The organism is Nocardia sp. Root136 (genome assembly GCF_001427185.1).
GTDB classification, from domain to species: domain Bacteria; phylum Actinomycetota; class Actinomycetes; order Mycobacteriales; family Mycobacteriaceae; genus Nocardia; species Nocardia salmonicida.
The window spans coordinates 352,877-368,669 of the sequence record NZ_LMFE01000011.1 but is presented as its reverse complement, the minus strand read 5'-3'; the positions used below and the strand labels follow the sequence as shown (position 1 = coordinate 368,669).

The 15,793-nt window shown below is 66.2% G+C and carries 15 protein-coding genes and 2 tRNA genes; 13 read left to right on the top strand and 4 right to left on the bottom strand.

Annotated features, from left to right (window positions below; genetic code table 11):
• Positions 1-16 precede the first annotated feature (16 nt).
• The 9 genes from recF (at position 17) to ASD42_RS29295 (ending at position 9,264) form a co-directional block, all read left to right on the top strand.
• Positions 17-1,219 carry a DNA replication/repair protein RecF gene (recF, locus tag ASD42_RS29330; RefSeq protein ID WP_056822594.1) on the top strand — a complete coding sequence of 401 codons (1,203 nt, stop codon included), beginning with the start codon at positions 17-19 and terminating at the stop codon, positions 1,217-1,219.
• A 132-nt stretch (positions 1,220-1,351) separates the two neighbouring features.
• Positions 1,352-1,888 (top strand): DUF721 family protein, encoded by a 537-nt coding sequence (locus ASD42_RS29325; protein ID WP_056822592.1) that lies wholly within the window; start codon positions 1,352-1,354, stop codon positions 1,886-1,888.
• 407 nt (positions 1,889-2,295) lie between these two features.
• The gene (gene gyrB, locus ASD42_RS29320; RefSeq protein WP_056822590.1) at positions 2,296-4,329 is read left to right on the top strand and encodes a DNA topoisomerase (ATP-hydrolyzing) subunit B; all 2,034 of its coding nucleotides are present in this window, start codon (positions 2,296-2,298) and stop codon (positions 4,327-4,329) included.
• Between the two features lie 58 nt (positions 4,330-4,387).
• Positions 4,388-6,895: a DNA gyrase subunit A gene (gyrA, locus tag ASD42_RS29315; RefSeq protein ID WP_056822588.1), complete on the top strand. Its 2,508-nt coding sequence runs from the start codon at positions 4,388-4,390 to the stop codon at positions 6,893-6,895.
• A gap of 42 nt (positions 6,896-6,937) precedes the next feature.
• Positions 6,938-7,909 carry a DUF3566 domain-containing protein gene (locus ASD42_RS29310; RefSeq protein ID WP_056822585.1) on the top strand — a complete coding sequence of 324 codons (972 nt, stop codon included), beginning with the start codon at positions 6,938-6,940 and terminating at the stop codon, positions 7,907-7,909.
• A 134-nt stretch (positions 7,910-8,043) separates the two neighbouring features.
• Positions 8,044-8,117: transfer RNA gene (locus ASD42_RS29305), tRNA-Ile, on the top strand.
• Positions 8,118-8,146: 29 nt separating this feature from the next.
• A complete protein-coding gene (locus tag ASD42_RS35500) occupies positions 8,147-8,254 on the top strand; it encodes a DLW-39 family protein (protein WP_214516728.1) in 108 nt (35 codons plus the stop codon).
• A 32-nt stretch (positions 8,255-8,286) separates the two neighbouring features.
• Positions 8,287-8,359: transfer RNA gene (locus ASD42_RS29300), tRNA-Ala, on the top strand.
• Positions 8,360-8,364: 5 nt separating this feature from the next.
• The gene (locus ASD42_RS29295; protein ID WP_056822583.1) at positions 8,365-9,264 is read left to right on the top strand and encodes an acyl-CoA dehydrogenase family protein; all 900 of its coding nucleotides are present in this window, start codon (positions 8,365-8,367) and stop codon (positions 9,262-9,264) included.
• On the opposite strand, the gene ASD42_RS29290 is transcribed toward ASD42_RS29295, so the two are convergent.
• On the bottom strand, positions 9,265-10,848 hold the full coding sequence (locus ASD42_RS29290) for a serine hydrolase (protein ID WP_056822581.1): 1,584 nt from the start codon (positions 10,846-10,848) through the stop codon (positions 9,265-9,267).
• 607 nt (positions 10,849-11,455) lie between these two features.
• On the opposite strand from ASD42_RS29290, the gene ASD42_RS29285 reads away from it, so the two are divergent.
• On the top strand, positions 11,456-12,457 hold the full coding sequence (locus ASD42_RS29285) for an ATP-binding cassette domain-containing protein (protein ID WP_056822578.1): 1,002 nt from the start codon (positions 11,456-11,458) through the stop codon (positions 12,455-12,457).
• A 56-nt stretch (positions 12,458-12,513) separates the two neighbouring features.
• Positions 12,514-13,308: an ABC transporter permease gene (locus ASD42_RS29280; RefSeq protein ID WP_056822830.1), complete on the top strand. Its 795-nt coding sequence runs from the start codon at positions 12,514-12,516 to the stop codon at positions 13,306-13,308.
• A 13-nt stretch (positions 13,309-13,321) separates the two neighbouring features.
• Here ASD42_RS29280 and ASD42_RS34985 read toward each other — a convergent pair whose 3' ends face one another.
• Positions 13,322-13,471 (bottom strand): hypothetical protein, encoded by a 150-nt coding sequence (locus ASD42_RS34985; RefSeq protein WP_200950532.1) that lies wholly within the window; start codon positions 13,469-13,471, stop codon positions 13,322-13,324.
• A 52-nt stretch (positions 13,472-13,523) separates the two neighbouring features.
• Between ASD42_RS34985 and ASD42_RS29275 the strand changes: the two genes are divergently transcribed.
• On the top strand, positions 13,524-14,057 hold the full coding sequence (locus ASD42_RS29275; protein ID WP_056822577.1) for a peptidylprolyl isomerase: 534 nt from the start codon (positions 13,524-13,526) through the stop codon (positions 14,055-14,057).
• A 71-nt stretch (positions 14,058-14,128) separates the two neighbouring features.
• On the opposite strand, the gene ASD42_RS29270 is transcribed toward ASD42_RS29275, so the two are convergent.
• On the bottom strand, positions 14,129-14,578 hold the full coding sequence (locus ASD42_RS29270; protein ID WP_056822575.1) for a PH domain-containing protein: 450 nt from the start codon (positions 14,576-14,578) through the stop codon (positions 14,129-14,131).
• 84 nt (positions 14,579-14,662) lie between these two features.
• Positions 14,663-14,926, bottom strand: coding sequence for a cell division protein CrgA (crgA, locus tag ASD42_RS29265; RefSeq protein WP_056822573.1), 264 nt, complete (start codon positions 14,924-14,926; stop codon positions 14,663-14,665).
• A gap of 93 nt (positions 14,927-15,019) precedes the next feature.
• Between crgA and ASD42_RS29260 the strand changes: the two genes are divergently transcribed.
• Positions 15,020-15,682: an aminodeoxychorismate/anthranilate synthase component II gene (locus tag ASD42_RS29260; RefSeq protein WP_056822828.1), complete on the top strand. Its 663-nt coding sequence runs from the start codon at positions 15,020-15,022 to the stop codon at positions 15,680-15,682.
• Positions 15,683-15,793 lie beyond the last annotated feature (111 nt).

Genomic DNA, 15,793 nt, shown 5'->3' with positions numbered 1-15,793 from the left:
CGCCGGTAAGGCCCGCATGTTCATTCGTGAGCTGTCGGTCCGTGATTTCCGTTCGTGGGAGCACGCCGACCTCGAGTTGTCCCCAGGGCGCACAGTGCTGCTGGGGGCAAACGGCAACGGCAAGACCAATCTGCTCGAGGCGGTCGGCTATCTGGCGACGCTCGGCTCGCACCGGGTCTCCGCCGACGCCCCACTGATCCGGATGGGCGCTACCCAGGCCAGGATCGGGGCCACCGTGGTGAATACCGGCCGCGAACTGCGCGTAGACGTGGAACTCAAGGCGGGCAGTGCCAATCGCGCGCAGATCAATCGCTCGCCGGTGCGCCGCTCCCGCGAAATCCTGGGGATTCTGCACACCGTCTTGTTCGCGCCGGAGGATCTGGCGCTGGTGCGTGGGGATCCGGGGGAGCGGCGTCGGTTCCTCGACGAGTTGTCCACAGCCCGGTTGCCCAGGCTCGCCGGTGTCCGAGCCGACTACGACAAGGTGCTGCGCCAACGCTCGGCCCTGTTGAAAACCGCTGGGCGCCAATCGCGTTCGCGCGCCGATCTGGGCACTCTGGACGTGTGGGACGGGCATCTCGCCGACCACGCGGCGGTGCTGCTCGCCGAACGGCTGCGCCTGGTGCACGACCTGTATCCCCATCTGTCCCAGGCATATCGGTCGATCGCGCCCGAATCGCGTCCTGCCGCAATCACTTACCGCTCGGGGTATCTCCCACCGGAACTGCTCGATCCGGCCAGGGCGCCGGAGGCCGGTGACGCACCGCTGCTGCACGAGATCATGCTGCGCGAGCTGGCCGCCGCACGGAACCGGGAGCTCGATCGCGGGGTCTGTCTGGTCGGCCCGCATCGCGACGATCTGGAGTTGCTGCTCGGCAGCGCCCCCGCGAAGGGCTTCGCCAGTCATGGTGAATCCTGGTCGTTCGCCCTCGCGCTACGGTTGGCCTCGTTCGAGCTGTTGCGCAGCGAGGGTTCTGAACCGGTGCTGCTGCTCGACGACGTGTTCGCCGAACTCGATCGCCGCCGCCGCGCCGCGCTCGCGGAGGTGGCCGCGGGTGCCGAGCAAGTGTTGATCACGGCCGCGGTGGCCGAGGACGTGCCGTCGGAACTGGCCGCCGAACCGTTGCGTGTGCAAACGACCGGCGAAGCCGACCGGCGTACCTCACATATCGTCACCGAAGTCGTCGAACATGCCGAAGATATGCACAGATCGCGATAGTTATCCCCAGCCCCTGTGGAAAACCGGCAACATGCTGGACATATGCCGGATCGGTGCTCGACGAGCCAGTCGGCGCCCCGGCGTAGACTCCATCCACACTCGGCCACCCTCGACACCGGAAGGCGGAAACCCGTGCCGGAAGAACCCGCACCGGAGCTGCGCGGCATCGATCTGGCCCGCCGCGCGCTGGAAGAGGCGCGTGCCGCGGCCAAGGCGAGTGGCAAGTCCATCGGGCAGGGCAGGGCCTCGCCGGTACGCAAGTTGCGGGCAGGCGGCAGGCGCCGCAGCGGCTGGTCGGGGTCGGGCCCCGACGCTCGCGATCCCCAGCTCCTAGGCGCGCTCAGCGGCTCGCTGGCGAAGAATCGTGGCTGGTCAGGCAAGGTAGCCGAGGGCACGGTGTTCGGCAGCTGGCCACGGGTGGTCGGCGAGGACATCGCCTCACACGCCACCCCGGTGACCCTCGAAGGCGGTGTGCTCAAGATCGCCGCGGAGTCCACCGCGTGGGCTACCCAGCTGCGCATGTTGCAGAGCCAGATCTTGGCCAAGATCAACGCCGCGGTCGGTCACGGCGTGGTCACCTCACTGCGCATCACCGGCCCCGCCGCGCCGAGCTGGCGCAAGGGCGATCGACACATCAAGGGCCGTGGCCCGCGCGATACCTACGGGTAGCCGCGCGGTGACCGGGGCGAGATCCGTTGTGCCTGCGCCGCTCTCGCGCCTCGAGTTGTGGACATGTGCACAACGCCTGTGGATAACTTAAACCCAGAGCACATGCCGGATCTCGCACCACGCGCCCGCCGCCTCGGACGCGCCCGCCTATTCGCTCCCACGACCGTCAAAATTCCCGTAGAGGCGGAAATGTCCCGCGGTTGGGCGATTTCTTGCATTCACGGCGACGCCAGGGGTGTCGTAGGTGCACTGTAAGTTGGGCTTACCAGTAGGATGGTGACGTAACCAGCGGCGAACCTTCGGCGCGTGCTGTGCAGTCCGTGATATCTGATGGCTCTTTCCGAGCCGTGCGCGTGCTGCCCGGATCGCTGCGCCAGGGATCAGCAAGTAAGGAGAGCTACCGAGAAGTGGCTGCCAACGACTCCAACGCATCGGGCAACAATTCAGGCTACGGTGCCTCTTCCATCACGGTCCTCGAAGGCCTCGAGGCGGTGCGCAAGCGCCCTGGCATGTACATCGGGTCCACCGGTGAACGCGGTCTGCACCACCTCATCTGGGAGGTTGTGGACAACTCGGTCGATGAGGCGATGGCCGGCTACGCGAGCAAGGTCGAGGTGACCCTGCTCGCCGACGGCGGCGTCGAGGTGATCGACGACGGTCGTGGCATCCCGGTCGGGATGCACGCGCAGGGCGTGCCGACGATCGAGGTCGTCATGACCCAGCTGCACGCCGGTGGCAAGTTCGACTCCGACTCCTACGCGGTGTCGGGTGGTCTGCACGGTGTCGGTATCTCGGTGGTGAACGCGCTCTCGACCAAGGTCGAGGTCGAGATCGACGTCGACGGCTACCACTGGACCCAGACCTACAAGGACGCCAAGCCCGGCAAGCTCGCGCAGGGCGAGGCGACCAAGGCCACCGGCACCACGGTGCGGTTCTGGGCCGACCCGGACATCTTCGAGACCACCACCTACAACTTCGAGACCGTGGCGCGGCGCCTGCAGGAGATGGCCTTCCTGAACAAGGGCCTCACCATCAAGCTCACCGATGAGCGGGTCGCCGTGGGCGACGTCATCGACGAGGTGGTCAGTGAGACCGCCGAGGCGCCCAAGGACGCCGAGGTGGTCGCCGCGGAAGCGACCGAGCACAAGGTGAAGACCCGCACCTACCACTACCCCGGCGGCCTGGTGGACTTCGTCCGCCACATCAACCGCACCAAGTCGGCCATCCACAACTCGGTCGTCGGCTACACGGTCAAGGGCACCGGCCACGAGCTCGAGGTCGCGATGCAGTGGAACTCGGGTTACTCCGAGTCGGTCCACACCTTCGCCAACACGATCAACACCCATGAGGGCGGCACCCACGAAGAGGGCTTCCGCGCGGCGCTCACCACGGTGGTCAACAAGTACGCCAAGGAGAAGAAGCTCCTCAAGGAGAAGGACGGCAACCTCACCGGTGACGACATCCGCGAGGGCCTCGCCGCCATCGTGAGCGTCAAGGTCGGCGAGCCGCAGTTCGAGGGCCAGACCAAGACCAAGCTCGGCAACACCGAGGTCAAGTCGTTCGTGCAGCGCGCCTGCAACGAGCACCTGCAGCACTGGTTCGAGGCCAACCCGGCCGACGCGAAGACCATCGTGCAGAAGGCGGTGTCCTCGGCGCAGGCCCGGATGGCCGCCCGTAAGGCGCGTGAGCTGGTGCGCCGCAAGTCGGCGACCGACCTGGGCGGACTGCCGGGCAAGCTGGCCGACTGCCGGTCGAAGGATCCGGGCAAGTGCGAGATCTACATCGTCGAGGGCGACTCCGCCGGTGGTTCGGCGAAGTCGGGCCGCGACTCGATGTACCAGGCGATCCTGCCGCTGCGCGGCAAGATCATCAACGTCGAGAAGGCCCGCATCGACCGCGTCCTCAAGAACAACGAGGTCCAGTCGATCATCACCGCGTTCGGCACCGGTATCCACGACGAGTTCGATATCGCCAAGCTGCGCTACAACAAGATCATCCTGATGGCCGACGCCGACGTGGACGGTCAGCACATCGCGACGCTGCTGCTCACGCTGCTGTTCCGCTTCATGCGTCCGCTGGTCGAGCACGGTCACGTGTACCTGGCCCAGCCGCCGCTGTACAAGCTCAAGTGGATGCGTTCGGAACCGGAGTTCGCCTACTCCGACCGTGAGCGCGACGCGCTGGTCGAGGCCGGTCTCGCCGCGGGCAAGAAGATCAACAAGGACGACGGCATCCAGCGCTACAAGGGTCTGGGCGAGATGAACGCCAAGGAGCTGTGGGAAACCACGATGGACCCCGCGGTTCGGGTACTTCGTCAGGTGACGCTCGACGACGCGGCCGCGGCCGACGAGCTGTTCTCCGTGCTGATGGGCGAGGACGTGGAAGCACGTCGCAGCTTCATCACCCGCAATGCCAAGGACGTCCGTTTCCTCGATGTGTAAGCGGCGCAGCGCCTGAAGGGCGCGCCCGCTCGCATGTCGGCCCCTCGAAGGAGATTTGATGACTGAGACCACGCTGCCACCGTCCGGCGGTGCGGGCGACCGGACCGAACCGGTCGATATCCAGACCGAAATGCAGAACAGCTACATCGACTACGCGATGAGCGTGATCGTGGGCCGCGCGCTGCCCGACGTGCGCGACGGCCTCAAGCCGGTGCACCGTCGCGTGCTCTACGCGATGTACGACAACGGCTACCGCCCCGATCGCGGCTATGTGAAGTCCGCGCGTCCGGTCGCCGAGACCATGGGTAACTACCACCCGCACGGCGACTCGTCGATCTACGACACCCTCGTGCGCATGGCCCAGCCGTGGTCGCTGCGCTACCCGATGGTCGACGGCCAGGGCAACTTCGGTTCCCGCGGCAACGACGGCGCGGCCGCCATGCGGTACACCGAGTGCCGTCTGACGCCGCTCGCGATGGAGATGCTGCGCGATATCGACCAGGAGACGGTCGATTTCGTTCCGAACTACGACGGTCGCTCGCAAGAGCCGACCGTGCTGCCCGCGCGCGTGCCCGCCCTGCTGATGAACGGCAGCAACGGCATCGCGGTCGGCATGGCGACCAACATCCCGCCGCACAACCTCAACGAGCTGGCCGAGGCCATCTACTGGGCGTTGGAGAACTACGAGGCCGACGAGGAATCCACCCTCGCCGCCTGCATGGAACGGGTCAAGGGCCCCGACTTCCCGACCCACGGCCTGATCGTCGGCGGGCAGGGCATCCACGACGCCTACACCACCGGTCGCGGTTCCATCCGCATGCGTGGTGTGGTGGAGATCGAGGAAGACGCGCGTGGTCGCACCACGATCGTCATCACCGAACTGCCGTACCAGGTCAACACCGACAACTTCGTCAACTCCATCGCCGAGCAGGTGAAGGACGCGAAGATCGCGGGTATCTCCGATATCCACGACGAGTCCTCCGACCGTGTCGGCATGCGCATCGTGGTCACGGTCAAGCGTGACGCGGTGGCGAAGGTGGTGCTGAACAACCTCTACAAGCACACCCAGCTGCAGACCAGCTTCGGCGCGAACATGCTCTCGATCGTCGATGGCGTGCCGCGTACCCTGCGCCTGGACCAGATGATTCGCTACTACGTGAATCACGAGCTCGAGGTCATCGTCCGGCGCACCCGCTACCTGCTGCGCAAGGCCGAGGAGCGGGCCCACATCCTGCGCGGCCTGGTCAAGGCCCTCGACATGCTCGACCAGGTCATCGCGTTGATCCGCGGCGCGGCCAACACCGACACCGCGCGCACCGGCCTGATGCAGCTGCTCGACATCGACGAGATTCAGTCGACCGCCATCCTCGACATGCAGCTGCGTCGACTGTCGGCCCTGGAACGTCAGCGCATCATCGACGATCTGGCCAAGATCGAGATCGAGATCGCCGACTACAAGGACATTCTCGACAAGCCCGAGCGTCAGCGCGCGATCGTGCGCGACGAGCTGGCCGAGATCGTCGAGAAGTACGGCGACGACCGTCGGACCAGGATCATCGCCGCCGACGGTGACGTCGCCGACGAGGATCTGATCGCGCGCGAGGACGTGGTGGTCACGATCACCGAGACCGGCTACGCCAAGCGCACCAAGACCGACCTCTACCGCTCGCAGAAGCGCGGCGGCAAGGGCGTGATGGGCGCGGGTCTGAAGCAGGACGACATCGTCAAGCACTTCTTCGTGTCGTCCACGCACGACTGGCTGCTGTTCTTCACCAACAAGGGGCGCGTCTACCGGGCCAAGGCCTACGAGCTGCCCGAGGCCAACCGGACCGCGCGTGGTCAGCACGTGGCCAACCTGCTGGCCTTCCAGCCGGACGAGAAGATCGCCCAGATCATCCAGCTCAAGACCTACGAAGACGCTCCGTACCTCGTGCTCGCGACACGCGCGGGCCTGGTGAAGAAGTCCAAACTCACAGACTTCGACTCCAACCGGTCCGGCGGCATCGTCGCGGTGAACCTGCGCGACGACGACGAATTGGTCGGCGCGGTGCTGTGCTCGTCCGACGACGACCTGCTCCTGGTCTCGGCGCACGGCCAGTCGATCCGCTTCGCGGCCACCGACGAGGCCCTGCGTCCGATGGGTCGGGCCACCTCCGGCGTGCAGGGCATGCGCTTCAACACCGACGACGAATTGCTCTCGCTCAACGTGGTGCGTCTGGAGACGTATCTGCTTGTCGCGACGGCTGGTGGGTATGCCAAGCGCACGGCGATCGAGGAGTACACGGCCCAGGGCCGGGGCGGAAAAGGCGTATTGACAATCCAGTACGACCCGAAACGTGGCAGCCTGGTGGGTGCGCTCATCGTCGACGACGAGGACGAGTTGTACGCGATCACTTCCAGTGGTGGTGTCATCCGCACCGCAGCCAAGCAGGTTCGTAAAGCCGGACGCCAGACCAAGGGCGTGCGATTGATGAACCTCGCGGATGGCGATACCTTGCTAGCGATCGCGCGCAACGCCGACGAGCCCGATCCCGATCAGCTCCTCGGCGACGTGGCTTCGGAGTAACACACCAAATAGCGGCGGCAACGAACGGATCTGAGGATTCCATTGACCACACCGAATCAGTCGAACGACGATCGGAACCAGACCAACGGCGTCACCGAGCGAATCGCCACGTCTCCGATCCCGCCGCGACCGATCCCACGCCAGGGCGGTCCGGCCGAGGGCGCGGCGCCGGAATCCGGTGCGGCCGGTGCCGATTCGCTCGACGGTAAGGGCAGCAAATCCTCGCCCTACCAGGACGGGTGGGCTCAGCTTCCGCAGCGTGAACCGCAGTCGAACCTGTATCGGCCCGGTGAAGCGCCGAGCCAGGGCCGGCCCTCGTCCGGGGCCTCGGCAGGCGGACTCAAGGGCAGCGGCGCGTCCAACGCACGCACCACCGCCGACCTGGCGGCCAAGGCGGCTCGCAAGGAAGCGGCGATGGTGAAGTCCGTCGGTATCGACGGGCCGACTCGCAGCATCGCGCGTCCGGAACTGGTCAAGGACATGCCCGACCTGTCCGACGTACGCCACCCGGCACCCGAGGCGCCGGTGGCGCCGCCAGGGCTACCGATGGCGCCCCAGCCCCAGCAGTACAACCCGGGGCCGAGTGCGCGGGCAGCCGCCGCGGGCACGGTCTCGCCCGCGGTACCGGTGGCCATCGCGGCCGCCGCGTCGGGTGAGCCACTACGCGCGACGGTGCAGATCCGCCGGATCGACCCCTGGTCGACCCTGAAGATCACGCTGGTGATCAGCGTCGCACTGTTCTTCGTGTGGATGCTGGCCGTCGGCCTGCTCTACATCGTCCTGGCCGGCATGGGCGTCTGGGACAACCTGGACAACTCGCTGGGCGAGATGCTGAACCCGGAGGGCAACTCGTCGAGCCTGATCGACGCGGGCACGGTGTTCGGCTACGCGGGTGTGATCGGCCTCATCAACGTGGTGCTGTTCACCGCGCTGGCCACCGTCGGCGTGTTCATCTACAACCAGTGCTGCGATCTGGTCGGTGGCATCCAGGTAACCCTGGCTGATCCCGACTAGAACTGGGTTTTCCCGAACGGCCGGTCGACTCAGGAAACTGGGCCTGACCGGCCGTTTTGGTTATCGGCAGCCAGGTAAGGTAACCTCGTTTCTCGTTGCGGTTCACTGCTCCGGCAGGGGATCGAAATGAGTTCGGGCCTATAGCTCAGGCGGTTAGAGCGCTTCGCTGATAACGAAGAGGTCGGAGGTTCAAGTCCTCCTAGGCCCACTCCCGAACAGCACAGTAGGGTGGGAATCATGAAGATTGTCCTCATGGTCGGTGTTGTGATCGCCGTTCTCATCGGTGTCAACAAATTCCGCAAGCGCGACGACGCAGACCTCTGGCGCGAGGTCACCACCCGCTGATTTCGGGTTGCCAACTGGTCAGCGACCAGTAAGGGGCCTTAGCTCAATTGGCAGAGCACTGCCTTTGCAAGGCAGGGGTTAGGGGTTCGATTCCCCTAGGCTCCACATCTGTGAATTCCTCGGTATTCGATTTTCTCCTCACCGCCACCCCCGCCGACTCGGTTTCGACTGACTTCGCGGCGGAATGGGCACGTCACCGCGCACGGTCCCGCGATTTCGCGAGTTCCATCGACCGCGCGGCGATCGCCGGATTCGACAGTGCCGGCACAGGTCCCGCGTTTCTCGGGGGATATCAGGAAGCGCTGCACGCGCTGGTGCCCTCGCTCGATCCCACCGAGCTGTCCTCGATGTGCGCGACCGAAGGCGCCGGCGCGCGGCCGTCGACGATGACCACCACGGTGGGCGAGGACGGCGCCGTCAGCGGAACGAAATCCTTCGCAACGCTCGGTACGTTCGCCGATCGGTTCCTGGTGATCGCCCGATCCGGTACCCAGCCCGACGGCAGGCCGATCCTGCGAGCTGTGCTGGTGCCCGCTGGTGCGGCCGCCGCGGTGTCGCCGTTGCCCGCGTTGCCGTTCGCGCCCGAGATCCCGCACGCGGGAGTCACCTTCGATGCCGCGCCGGGCGAAGTGCTGCCCGGTGACGGCTACACGGACTATCTGAAGCCGTTCCGGACGGTCGAGGACCTGCATGTGGTGGCCGCTGTGCTCGGTCAGCTGGTTCGGGTGGCCAGGTTGTCCCAGTGGCCCGCTGAGCCCGTAGAACAGCTGCTGGCGCTGTTTGCGGCGGTACGTGGGGTCGGCGCCGAGGATCCGAGCTCGCCGGGTGTGCACATCGCGCTCGGCGGCCTCTTCGATCGGCTGACCGGCTTGCGGGCCGAACTGGAGCCGCTGTGGGCGCCGGTGGACCCCGAGGTCAGGAAGCGCTGGGAGCGTGACGTTCCGCTGCTCGGGGTGGCGGGCAAGGTCAGGGCGGCGCGGCTGGCGACCGCATGGCGCGCGCTCGCCTGATCAACCGCTCTTGGCGAAGGTGCCGAGGCCGTTCTCGTCGAAGTAGTCGATGGTCAGCCTGCCGTCGGTGAACCGTGCCGAGGAGACGCTGCCGGGCGGGGCGTTCTCGCCGCTGGGCTCGAAGGCGAAGGTGTCGCCCTCCCAGTGCCGCAGTGGGTACTCCTGCCGTGCGGGGCCGATGGTGAGGACCAGGCCGGTCGGTGTCGCCGAGATCGTCGCGGGGCCCCAGTAGTCGCTGTCGTAGGTGCCCGTGTAGGTCGACAGTGCCTGTGCGGGAGCCGGATCGGACGGGGCAGTCTTACCGGACAGGTCGCCTTCCGGTGCGTCGGCCGCGACGAACGCGTCGCGGTACAGCCCGCGCCAGTCCTCGCGCACCTCGCCGAACTGCACCAGATCACCGAACTCGGCGGTCAGGGTCTCCGGAATGCCCAGCGGCGCCGCGTTCGTCAGCGCGACGATGGCCACGTCGGCGGACGGGATCACCAGGAAGTTGGTCGCCGCGCCGAGGGCGAAGGCGCCGGAATGGCTGTTGGCGGTGCGACCCGCCGAGGAGACCGACACGTTGAAGCCGTACCCGTAGCTGCCTGCCCGCGCGGTGGGGGTCGTGGGCGGCGCCGAGACGATCTGGGGTGTGACGGCGGGTAGCAGGGCTTCGGGCGGGGCGATGGTGGTCGCGCCCGTCGTGCCGTCGCCGAGCAGCATCGTGAGCCAGCGGGCCATGTCGTTCACCGACGAGCTCGCGCCGCCCGCGGGGGACTGGGGGTCGGGGTCGCGCACGTAGCGGGCGACCCATTCGCCGTCGATGTTCACGTGCCCCACCGCGTGATTCGGACGGGCACGGAAGTCGTCGAAGCGAGAGCTGGTGTCGCGCATGCCGAGCGGTGTGTAGAGGGCATCGGCCGACAGCTGGGCCCAGTCATTTCCGGCCGCCGCGGCTACGGATTCGGCCGCGGCGGTGAGCCCGAAGTTGGTGTAGTGGTAGGTGACGCGGAACGGGTCGAGGGGTTCGAGGCGAAGTTTGTCGAGGATCGCGGCCTGGTCGTAGCCGAGGTCTTCGAGCCGATCGCCCGCGTGGTCGGGCAGGCCACTGCGATGCGCGAACAGGTCGCCGACGGTGAGTTGGGCGGTGGTGGCGGGATCGGCCAGCGCGAACGACGGGAGGTGAGCGACCACCGGCGTCGTCCACTCGACCGTGTTCGCGCCGACCTGGTTGGCCACGACGGTCGCGGCGAGCGACTTCGACACCGAGGCGAGCTGGAAGACGGTATCGGCGTCGATCTTGTCCGGAGCGCCGGCTTCGCGAACACCGAAACCCTTGGCATACACGGTCTTTCCACCGTGGACGACGGCCACAGCCATCCCTGGGATACCGCTGGAGTCCATCAGCGAGCCCGCCAGTTCGTCGAGGCGACCGATGGCCTTGTCGACCGCGTCGGCGGGCAGGGCGACACCGGCGACTTGATTCGGGGGGACCTCGGCGGAGGGCGTCGCGGTGGGGTGTTCGTCGTCGGTGGAGCCGGTGCAGCCGACCAGGATCGTCATCGATAAGACGACCCCGGCGATCGCACCGCGACCAGGCACCATGGGGCGACGATAACCCTGGTAGCCGGGTGATCGCCGGAACGTGGCCGGACTGTGACGCTCGGCGTATCGGTGCGCATCGGGTGGTGTACCGAGCTGCGACCTTGCCGGAAAATGGGGAGCGGGCCTCGGCGAAGGGGGGGAGTTAGCCGAGGCCCGCGTAGGGTCGGCCCGGGGGGGAGGGGCCGACGTGAACGATCCTACGCGATACGCGCGGAATTAGTGTGCGCGCACCTGGCGAGTTGGCGAGATTTTCCGGATGTCGGCGCGGGTATCGGTGGTGGTCCGGGGTGCGGCGAGAGGCCGGTGTGGGCGCTCGATACCTGTCAGGTGTCTTACGAAGAACGGAATCGGCTGGTACGCAAGGTTTTACGGGTAATTGCCGGTGAACATGTTCTCGTGCCGCGCCTGGCAACCACCCAGGGAACCGACGTACTCGTTCGTGCTCTGCGACAGAAAATCAGTCCGATTCGCCGCGTGTCGCATCGCGTCGGCATGTCGAACAATTGTGTACATCTGATGCGCGGGCCCGCTGAAATTTGGGATGCGACTTGTCGGTGGGTAGGGCAATACTGGGCAAAACATCGCCAACCACGACTTCAGGAGAATCATGCCCGACGCAATCGTCGCCGAGGGTCTGGTCAAACGGTACGGGCAGCTCGTCGCCCTGGACGGACTCGACCTGTCCGTTCCGGAAGGTACCGTCACCGCGCTTCTCGGCCCCAACGGCGCGGGAAAGACCACGACTGTTCGCGTTCTCACCACTCTGCTGATCCCCGACGAGGGCACCGCCACCGTCGCGGGTATCGACGTGCTCAACAATCCACAGGCCCTGCGCTCGCGCATCGGCGCCTCCGGCCAGTATTCCGCGGTCGACGAATACCTCACCGGCTTCGAGAATCTCGAAATGGTCGGCAGGCTCTACCACCTGGGCACCCAGCGAAGTAAGGAACGGGCCCGCGAACTGCTCGACCGCTTCCGGCTCAGTGACGCCGCCGACCGGCCGGTGAAGGGCTACTCCGGCGGTATGCGCAGGCGCCTGGACCTGGCGGGCGCACTGGTGGCCAATCCGCCGGTGCTGTTCCTCGACGAGCCGACCACCGGTCTCGACCCGCGTGCCCGGCTCGATCTGTGGGATGTCATCGAGGAATTGGTCGCCGGCGGCACCACGCTGCTGCTCACCACCCAGTACATGGACGAGGCCGACCGCCTCGCCGATTCGATCGCGGTGATCGACCGCGGCAAGGTGATCGCGCGCGGCACGGCCGACGAACTCAAGGCCCTCGTCGGTGGCGACCGGATCGAACTCACCGTCGGCGCCGTCGACCAACTGGCCGTCGCCCAGCAGGTGCTCAGTGGGCTCGCCGATGGCGAGATCCATCTCGAACCAGGCCTGCGCAAGCTCATCGTGCCGGTGGCCGATGGATCGCAGGACCTGGTCACCGCCATCGGCAGGCTCACCGAGCACAAGGTGGACATCAACGATGTCGCACTACGCAGACCCTCGCTCGACGACGTCTTCCTGACGCTCACCGGGCACGAGGCCGAAGAACTCGTCAACGGCGATCGCGAGTCGGAGACCGTGGGCGCCGTGGAAGGAAAGAACCGATGAGCGTCGCACTCGACAAGGCCGAGGTGCACCGTCCCAGCCTCGGCGAACGACTGTCGATGGTGGTTAGCGACAGCATCACTATCGCCAAACGCAATGTCATCAAGATCAAGCGCGTGCCCGACGTGCTGATCTTCACGACGATGTCGCCGATCATGTTCGTGCTCATGTTCGCCTACGTCTTCGGCTCGGCGATCAAGGTCGAGGGTGTGGAAGGCGGTTACCGAGAATTCCTGATCGCGGGCATCTTCGTTCAGACCGTGGTGTTCGGCGCCTCGTTCACCGGCGCGAGCTTGGCCGAGGACATGCAGAAGGGCATCATCGACCGATTCCGGACACTGCCGATGGCGTCATCGGCAGTGTTGGTCGGTCGCACCGTCAGCGATGTGGTGATCAACATCGTGAGCCTGGTGGTGATGTCGCTGACCGGCCTGCTCGTCGGCTGGCGTATCCGCGGGTCGTTCCTCGATGCGGTGCTGGCCTACGCGTTGATGTTGCTTTTCGCGTACGCGTTGTCGTGGATGATGGCCGTGGTCGGCCTGCTCGTACGGGCACCGGAGGTGTTCAACAACGCCAGCTTCATGGTGATCTTCCCGCTGACGTTCCTGTCCAACGCGTTCGTGCCGATCGACGCTCTGCCGACACCGCTGCGGGTGTTCGCCGAGTGGAATCCGATGTCCGCGGTCACCCAGGCGGTGCGCAACCTGTTCGGCAACGTCAACCCGCTGGCGCCACCCTCGCAGGCTTGGACGATGCAGCATCCGATCACCACATCGCTGGTCTGGATTGTGGTGATCCTGGTCGTGTTCGTGCCGCTGGCTCAGATCCAGTACAAGAAGTCGGTCAGCCGCTGATCGACAGCCGGAACTAGTGCGTCGAGCCGTTGCGGGAATACCCCAGACGCGGCGGCTCGGCGGCCGGTTCCGGCAGTTGCGGACGCTTGGCGCGGGCCAGGTAGGCCAAGGCGCCCGCCCCGGCGAGCGCGAGCGACGCGAGCAGTGGATTACGAAGCTTCATTCGACCACTGTGGCACAAACGGATTCGGCGTGCCGCGTGGCACCATAACTGCGTGACCTCACCCAACCAGACGGCCGTGGCGACTCTGCACACCAACCACGGCGATATCAGGATCGCGCTTTTCGGTAACCACGCCCCGAAGACGGTGCGCAACTTCGTCGGTCTCGCCGACGGCACCGCGCCGTACTCCACCGTCAACGCCGGCGGTACGGAAAGTGGCCCGTTCTACGACGGCGCCGTCTTTCACCGGATCATCCCGGGGTTCATGATCCAGGGCGGCGATCCGACAGGTACCGGCCGAGGTGGGCCGGGCTTCGAGTTCGCCGATGAGTTCCACCCGGATCTGCGCTTCGACCGCGGCTATCTGCTCGCGATGGCCAATGCGGGCGCCGGCACCGAGACCAATGGTTCACAGTTCTTCATCACCGTCGGCGCGCAGCCGCATCTCAATCGCAAGCACTCGATCTTCGGCGAGGTGGTCGACCCCGATTCGCGCAAGGTGGTCGACGCGATCGCCTCGGTGAAGACCGATCGCAATGATCGCCCGACCGACCCGGTCATCATCTCAGCCGTGAGTATCGACTGATCACAGCCACAAAAAAACTCCCCGCCGTGACGAATCACGGCGGGGAGTTCTTTGCTTCACGTGAAACAACGTCAGTCGGAGGTCACCGAGGCGAAGCCGTTGACGACCAGCGTGTCGTACACATCGTGGGGGTTGGTGCCGAGGTCCCAGCGGCCGAAGATCAGCAAGCGCTCGGTGCCCTCGTGGTGGACGTCGACCTCGAGCATCGCGCTTTTGCGGCCGATCCGACGGTAGGACACCATCCGAATCCGGTCGATCCGGTCGATCGGGTAGTCCTTCGGACCGGTGAGCGTGCCGACCACCAGGCGCGGCGCGGCGCCGGGAATCATGGTGAGCCGGGGGCGCTGCCGGAAACCGAGCACGGCCGTTGCCAGCACCGCCACAGCGGCGACGCCGACGAGTAGCCTGCTCGGTCCGTCCTGAGCGAGAATTGCGGCCACGACCAGCAGGATTCCGCCGCCGGTGACGACGAGCAGGCCTGCGGTAGGGGTCGACCACGAGACAGGTTGTGCGTCGTTCACGCGGTTGTTCGCCCCTCTATCCTCGAGTTGTGCACAGGGTTATCCACAGGTGTGCATGAATAACACGGGTGTAATCCGCTGCGATCAGCGCCATCGCATGGTCATGATCAGGCCGACGACCATCAGGCCGAACCCGATCAGGAAGTTCCAGGCGCCCAGATCGAGCATGAAAGCGATGTGGTCCTGTGCCAGGTAGTAAACGATCAGCCACACCAGGCCGGCGAGCATGAAGCCCAGCATGATCGCGACGTACCAGACCGGCGACGGCCCCGCTTTCACCTTCACCGGCGTACGGCTGGCGGGGCTCGGGGTGTAGTCGGCCTTCTTGCGGACCTTGGACTTGGGCATGACGTCCTCGAATTCGGAGTACAGGTAACTCCTAGGCTATCCCACCAGGTAATGGATGCGACGACCTACTGGGTCGCCACGTACCCTCGACGCATGCGTGTATTGGTCGTCGACAACTACGACAGCTTCGTGTTCAACCTGGTCCAGTACCTAGGCCAGCTTGGTGCCGACGTCGTGGTCTGGCGCAATGACGATCCCCGCCTCGACGATCTGGACACCCTGCTCACCACCGGCGACGAGGGCGGCGCGTTCGACGGCGTGTTGGTGAGCCCCGGCCCCGGCAGCCCCGACCGGGCGGGCGCGAGCATCCCGCTCGTGCACGCGGCCGCGAAGCACAACATGCCGCTGCTCGGCGTGTGCCTCGGGCATCAGGCGATCGGCGAGGCGTTCGGCGGCACCGTCGACCGGGCGCCCGAACTGCTGCACGGCAAGACCAGCGACGTGTTCCATCTCGGGTCCGGCGTGTTGGCCGGGCTGCCCGACCCCTTCACCGCCACCCGCTACCACTCGCTGACCGTTCTCCCCGACACCATCCCCGACGAACTCGTGGTCGTCGGCCACACCGAGAGCGGCATCGTGATGGCGGTGCGTCACCGCACCCTGCCCATCCACGGCGTGCAATTCCACCCCGAGTCCGTGCTCACCCAGGGCGGGCACCGGATGCTCGCCAACTGGCTGGAGGTCTGCGGCGAACGTCCGTCGGAGGCACTCGTCGCCACACTCGAGGCGGAGGTCGCCGCGCTGGTGACTCCGTAGCGGCCCGCCTCGATTCTGGACTGACAGAGAGAAGGAGCGAAGCGACTGAACGCCGGAGGGAAGAATCGAGGCCCATGGGGCCGCGGAGGGCGGCGCCAGCCGCTGAGAACA

Bases quoted from the DNA above. Each gene is read 5' to 3' on its own strand.
- recF (WP_056822594.1), top strand. From the start codon at position 17: ATGTTCATTCGTGAGCTGTCGGTCCGTGATTTCCGTTCGTGGGAGCAC.
- gyrA (WP_056822588.1), top strand. From the start codon at position 4,388: ATGACTGAGACCACGCTGCCACCGTCCGGCGGTGCGGGCGACCGGACC.
- ASD42_RS35500 (WP_214516728.1), top strand. From the start codon at position 8,147: ATGAAGATTGTCCTCATGGTCGGTGTTGTGATCGCCGTTCTCATCGGT.
- ASD42_RS29290 (WP_056822581.1), bottom strand. From the start codon at position 10,848: ATGGTGCCTGGTCGCGGTGCGATCGCCGGGGTCGTCTTATCGATGACG.
- ASD42_RS29285 (WP_056822578.1), top strand. From the start codon at position 11,456: ATGCCCGACGCAATCGTCGCCGAGGGTCTGGTCAAACGGTACGGGCAG.
- ASD42_RS29280 (WP_056822830.1), top strand. From the start codon at position 12,514: ATGGTGGTTAGCGACAGCATCACTATCGCCAAACGCAATGTCATCAAG.
- ASD42_RS34985 (WP_200950532.1), bottom strand. From the start codon at position 13,471: ATGAAGCTTCGTAATCCACTGCTCGCGTCGCTCGCGCTCGCCGGGGCG.
- crgA (WP_056822573.1), bottom strand. From the start codon at position 14,926: ATGCCCAAGTCCAAGGTCCGCAAGAAGGCCGACTACACCCCGAGCCCC.
- ASD42_RS29260 (WP_056822828.1), top strand. From the start codon at position 15,020: ATGCGTGTATTGGTCGTCGACAACTACGACAGCTTCGTGTTCAACCTG.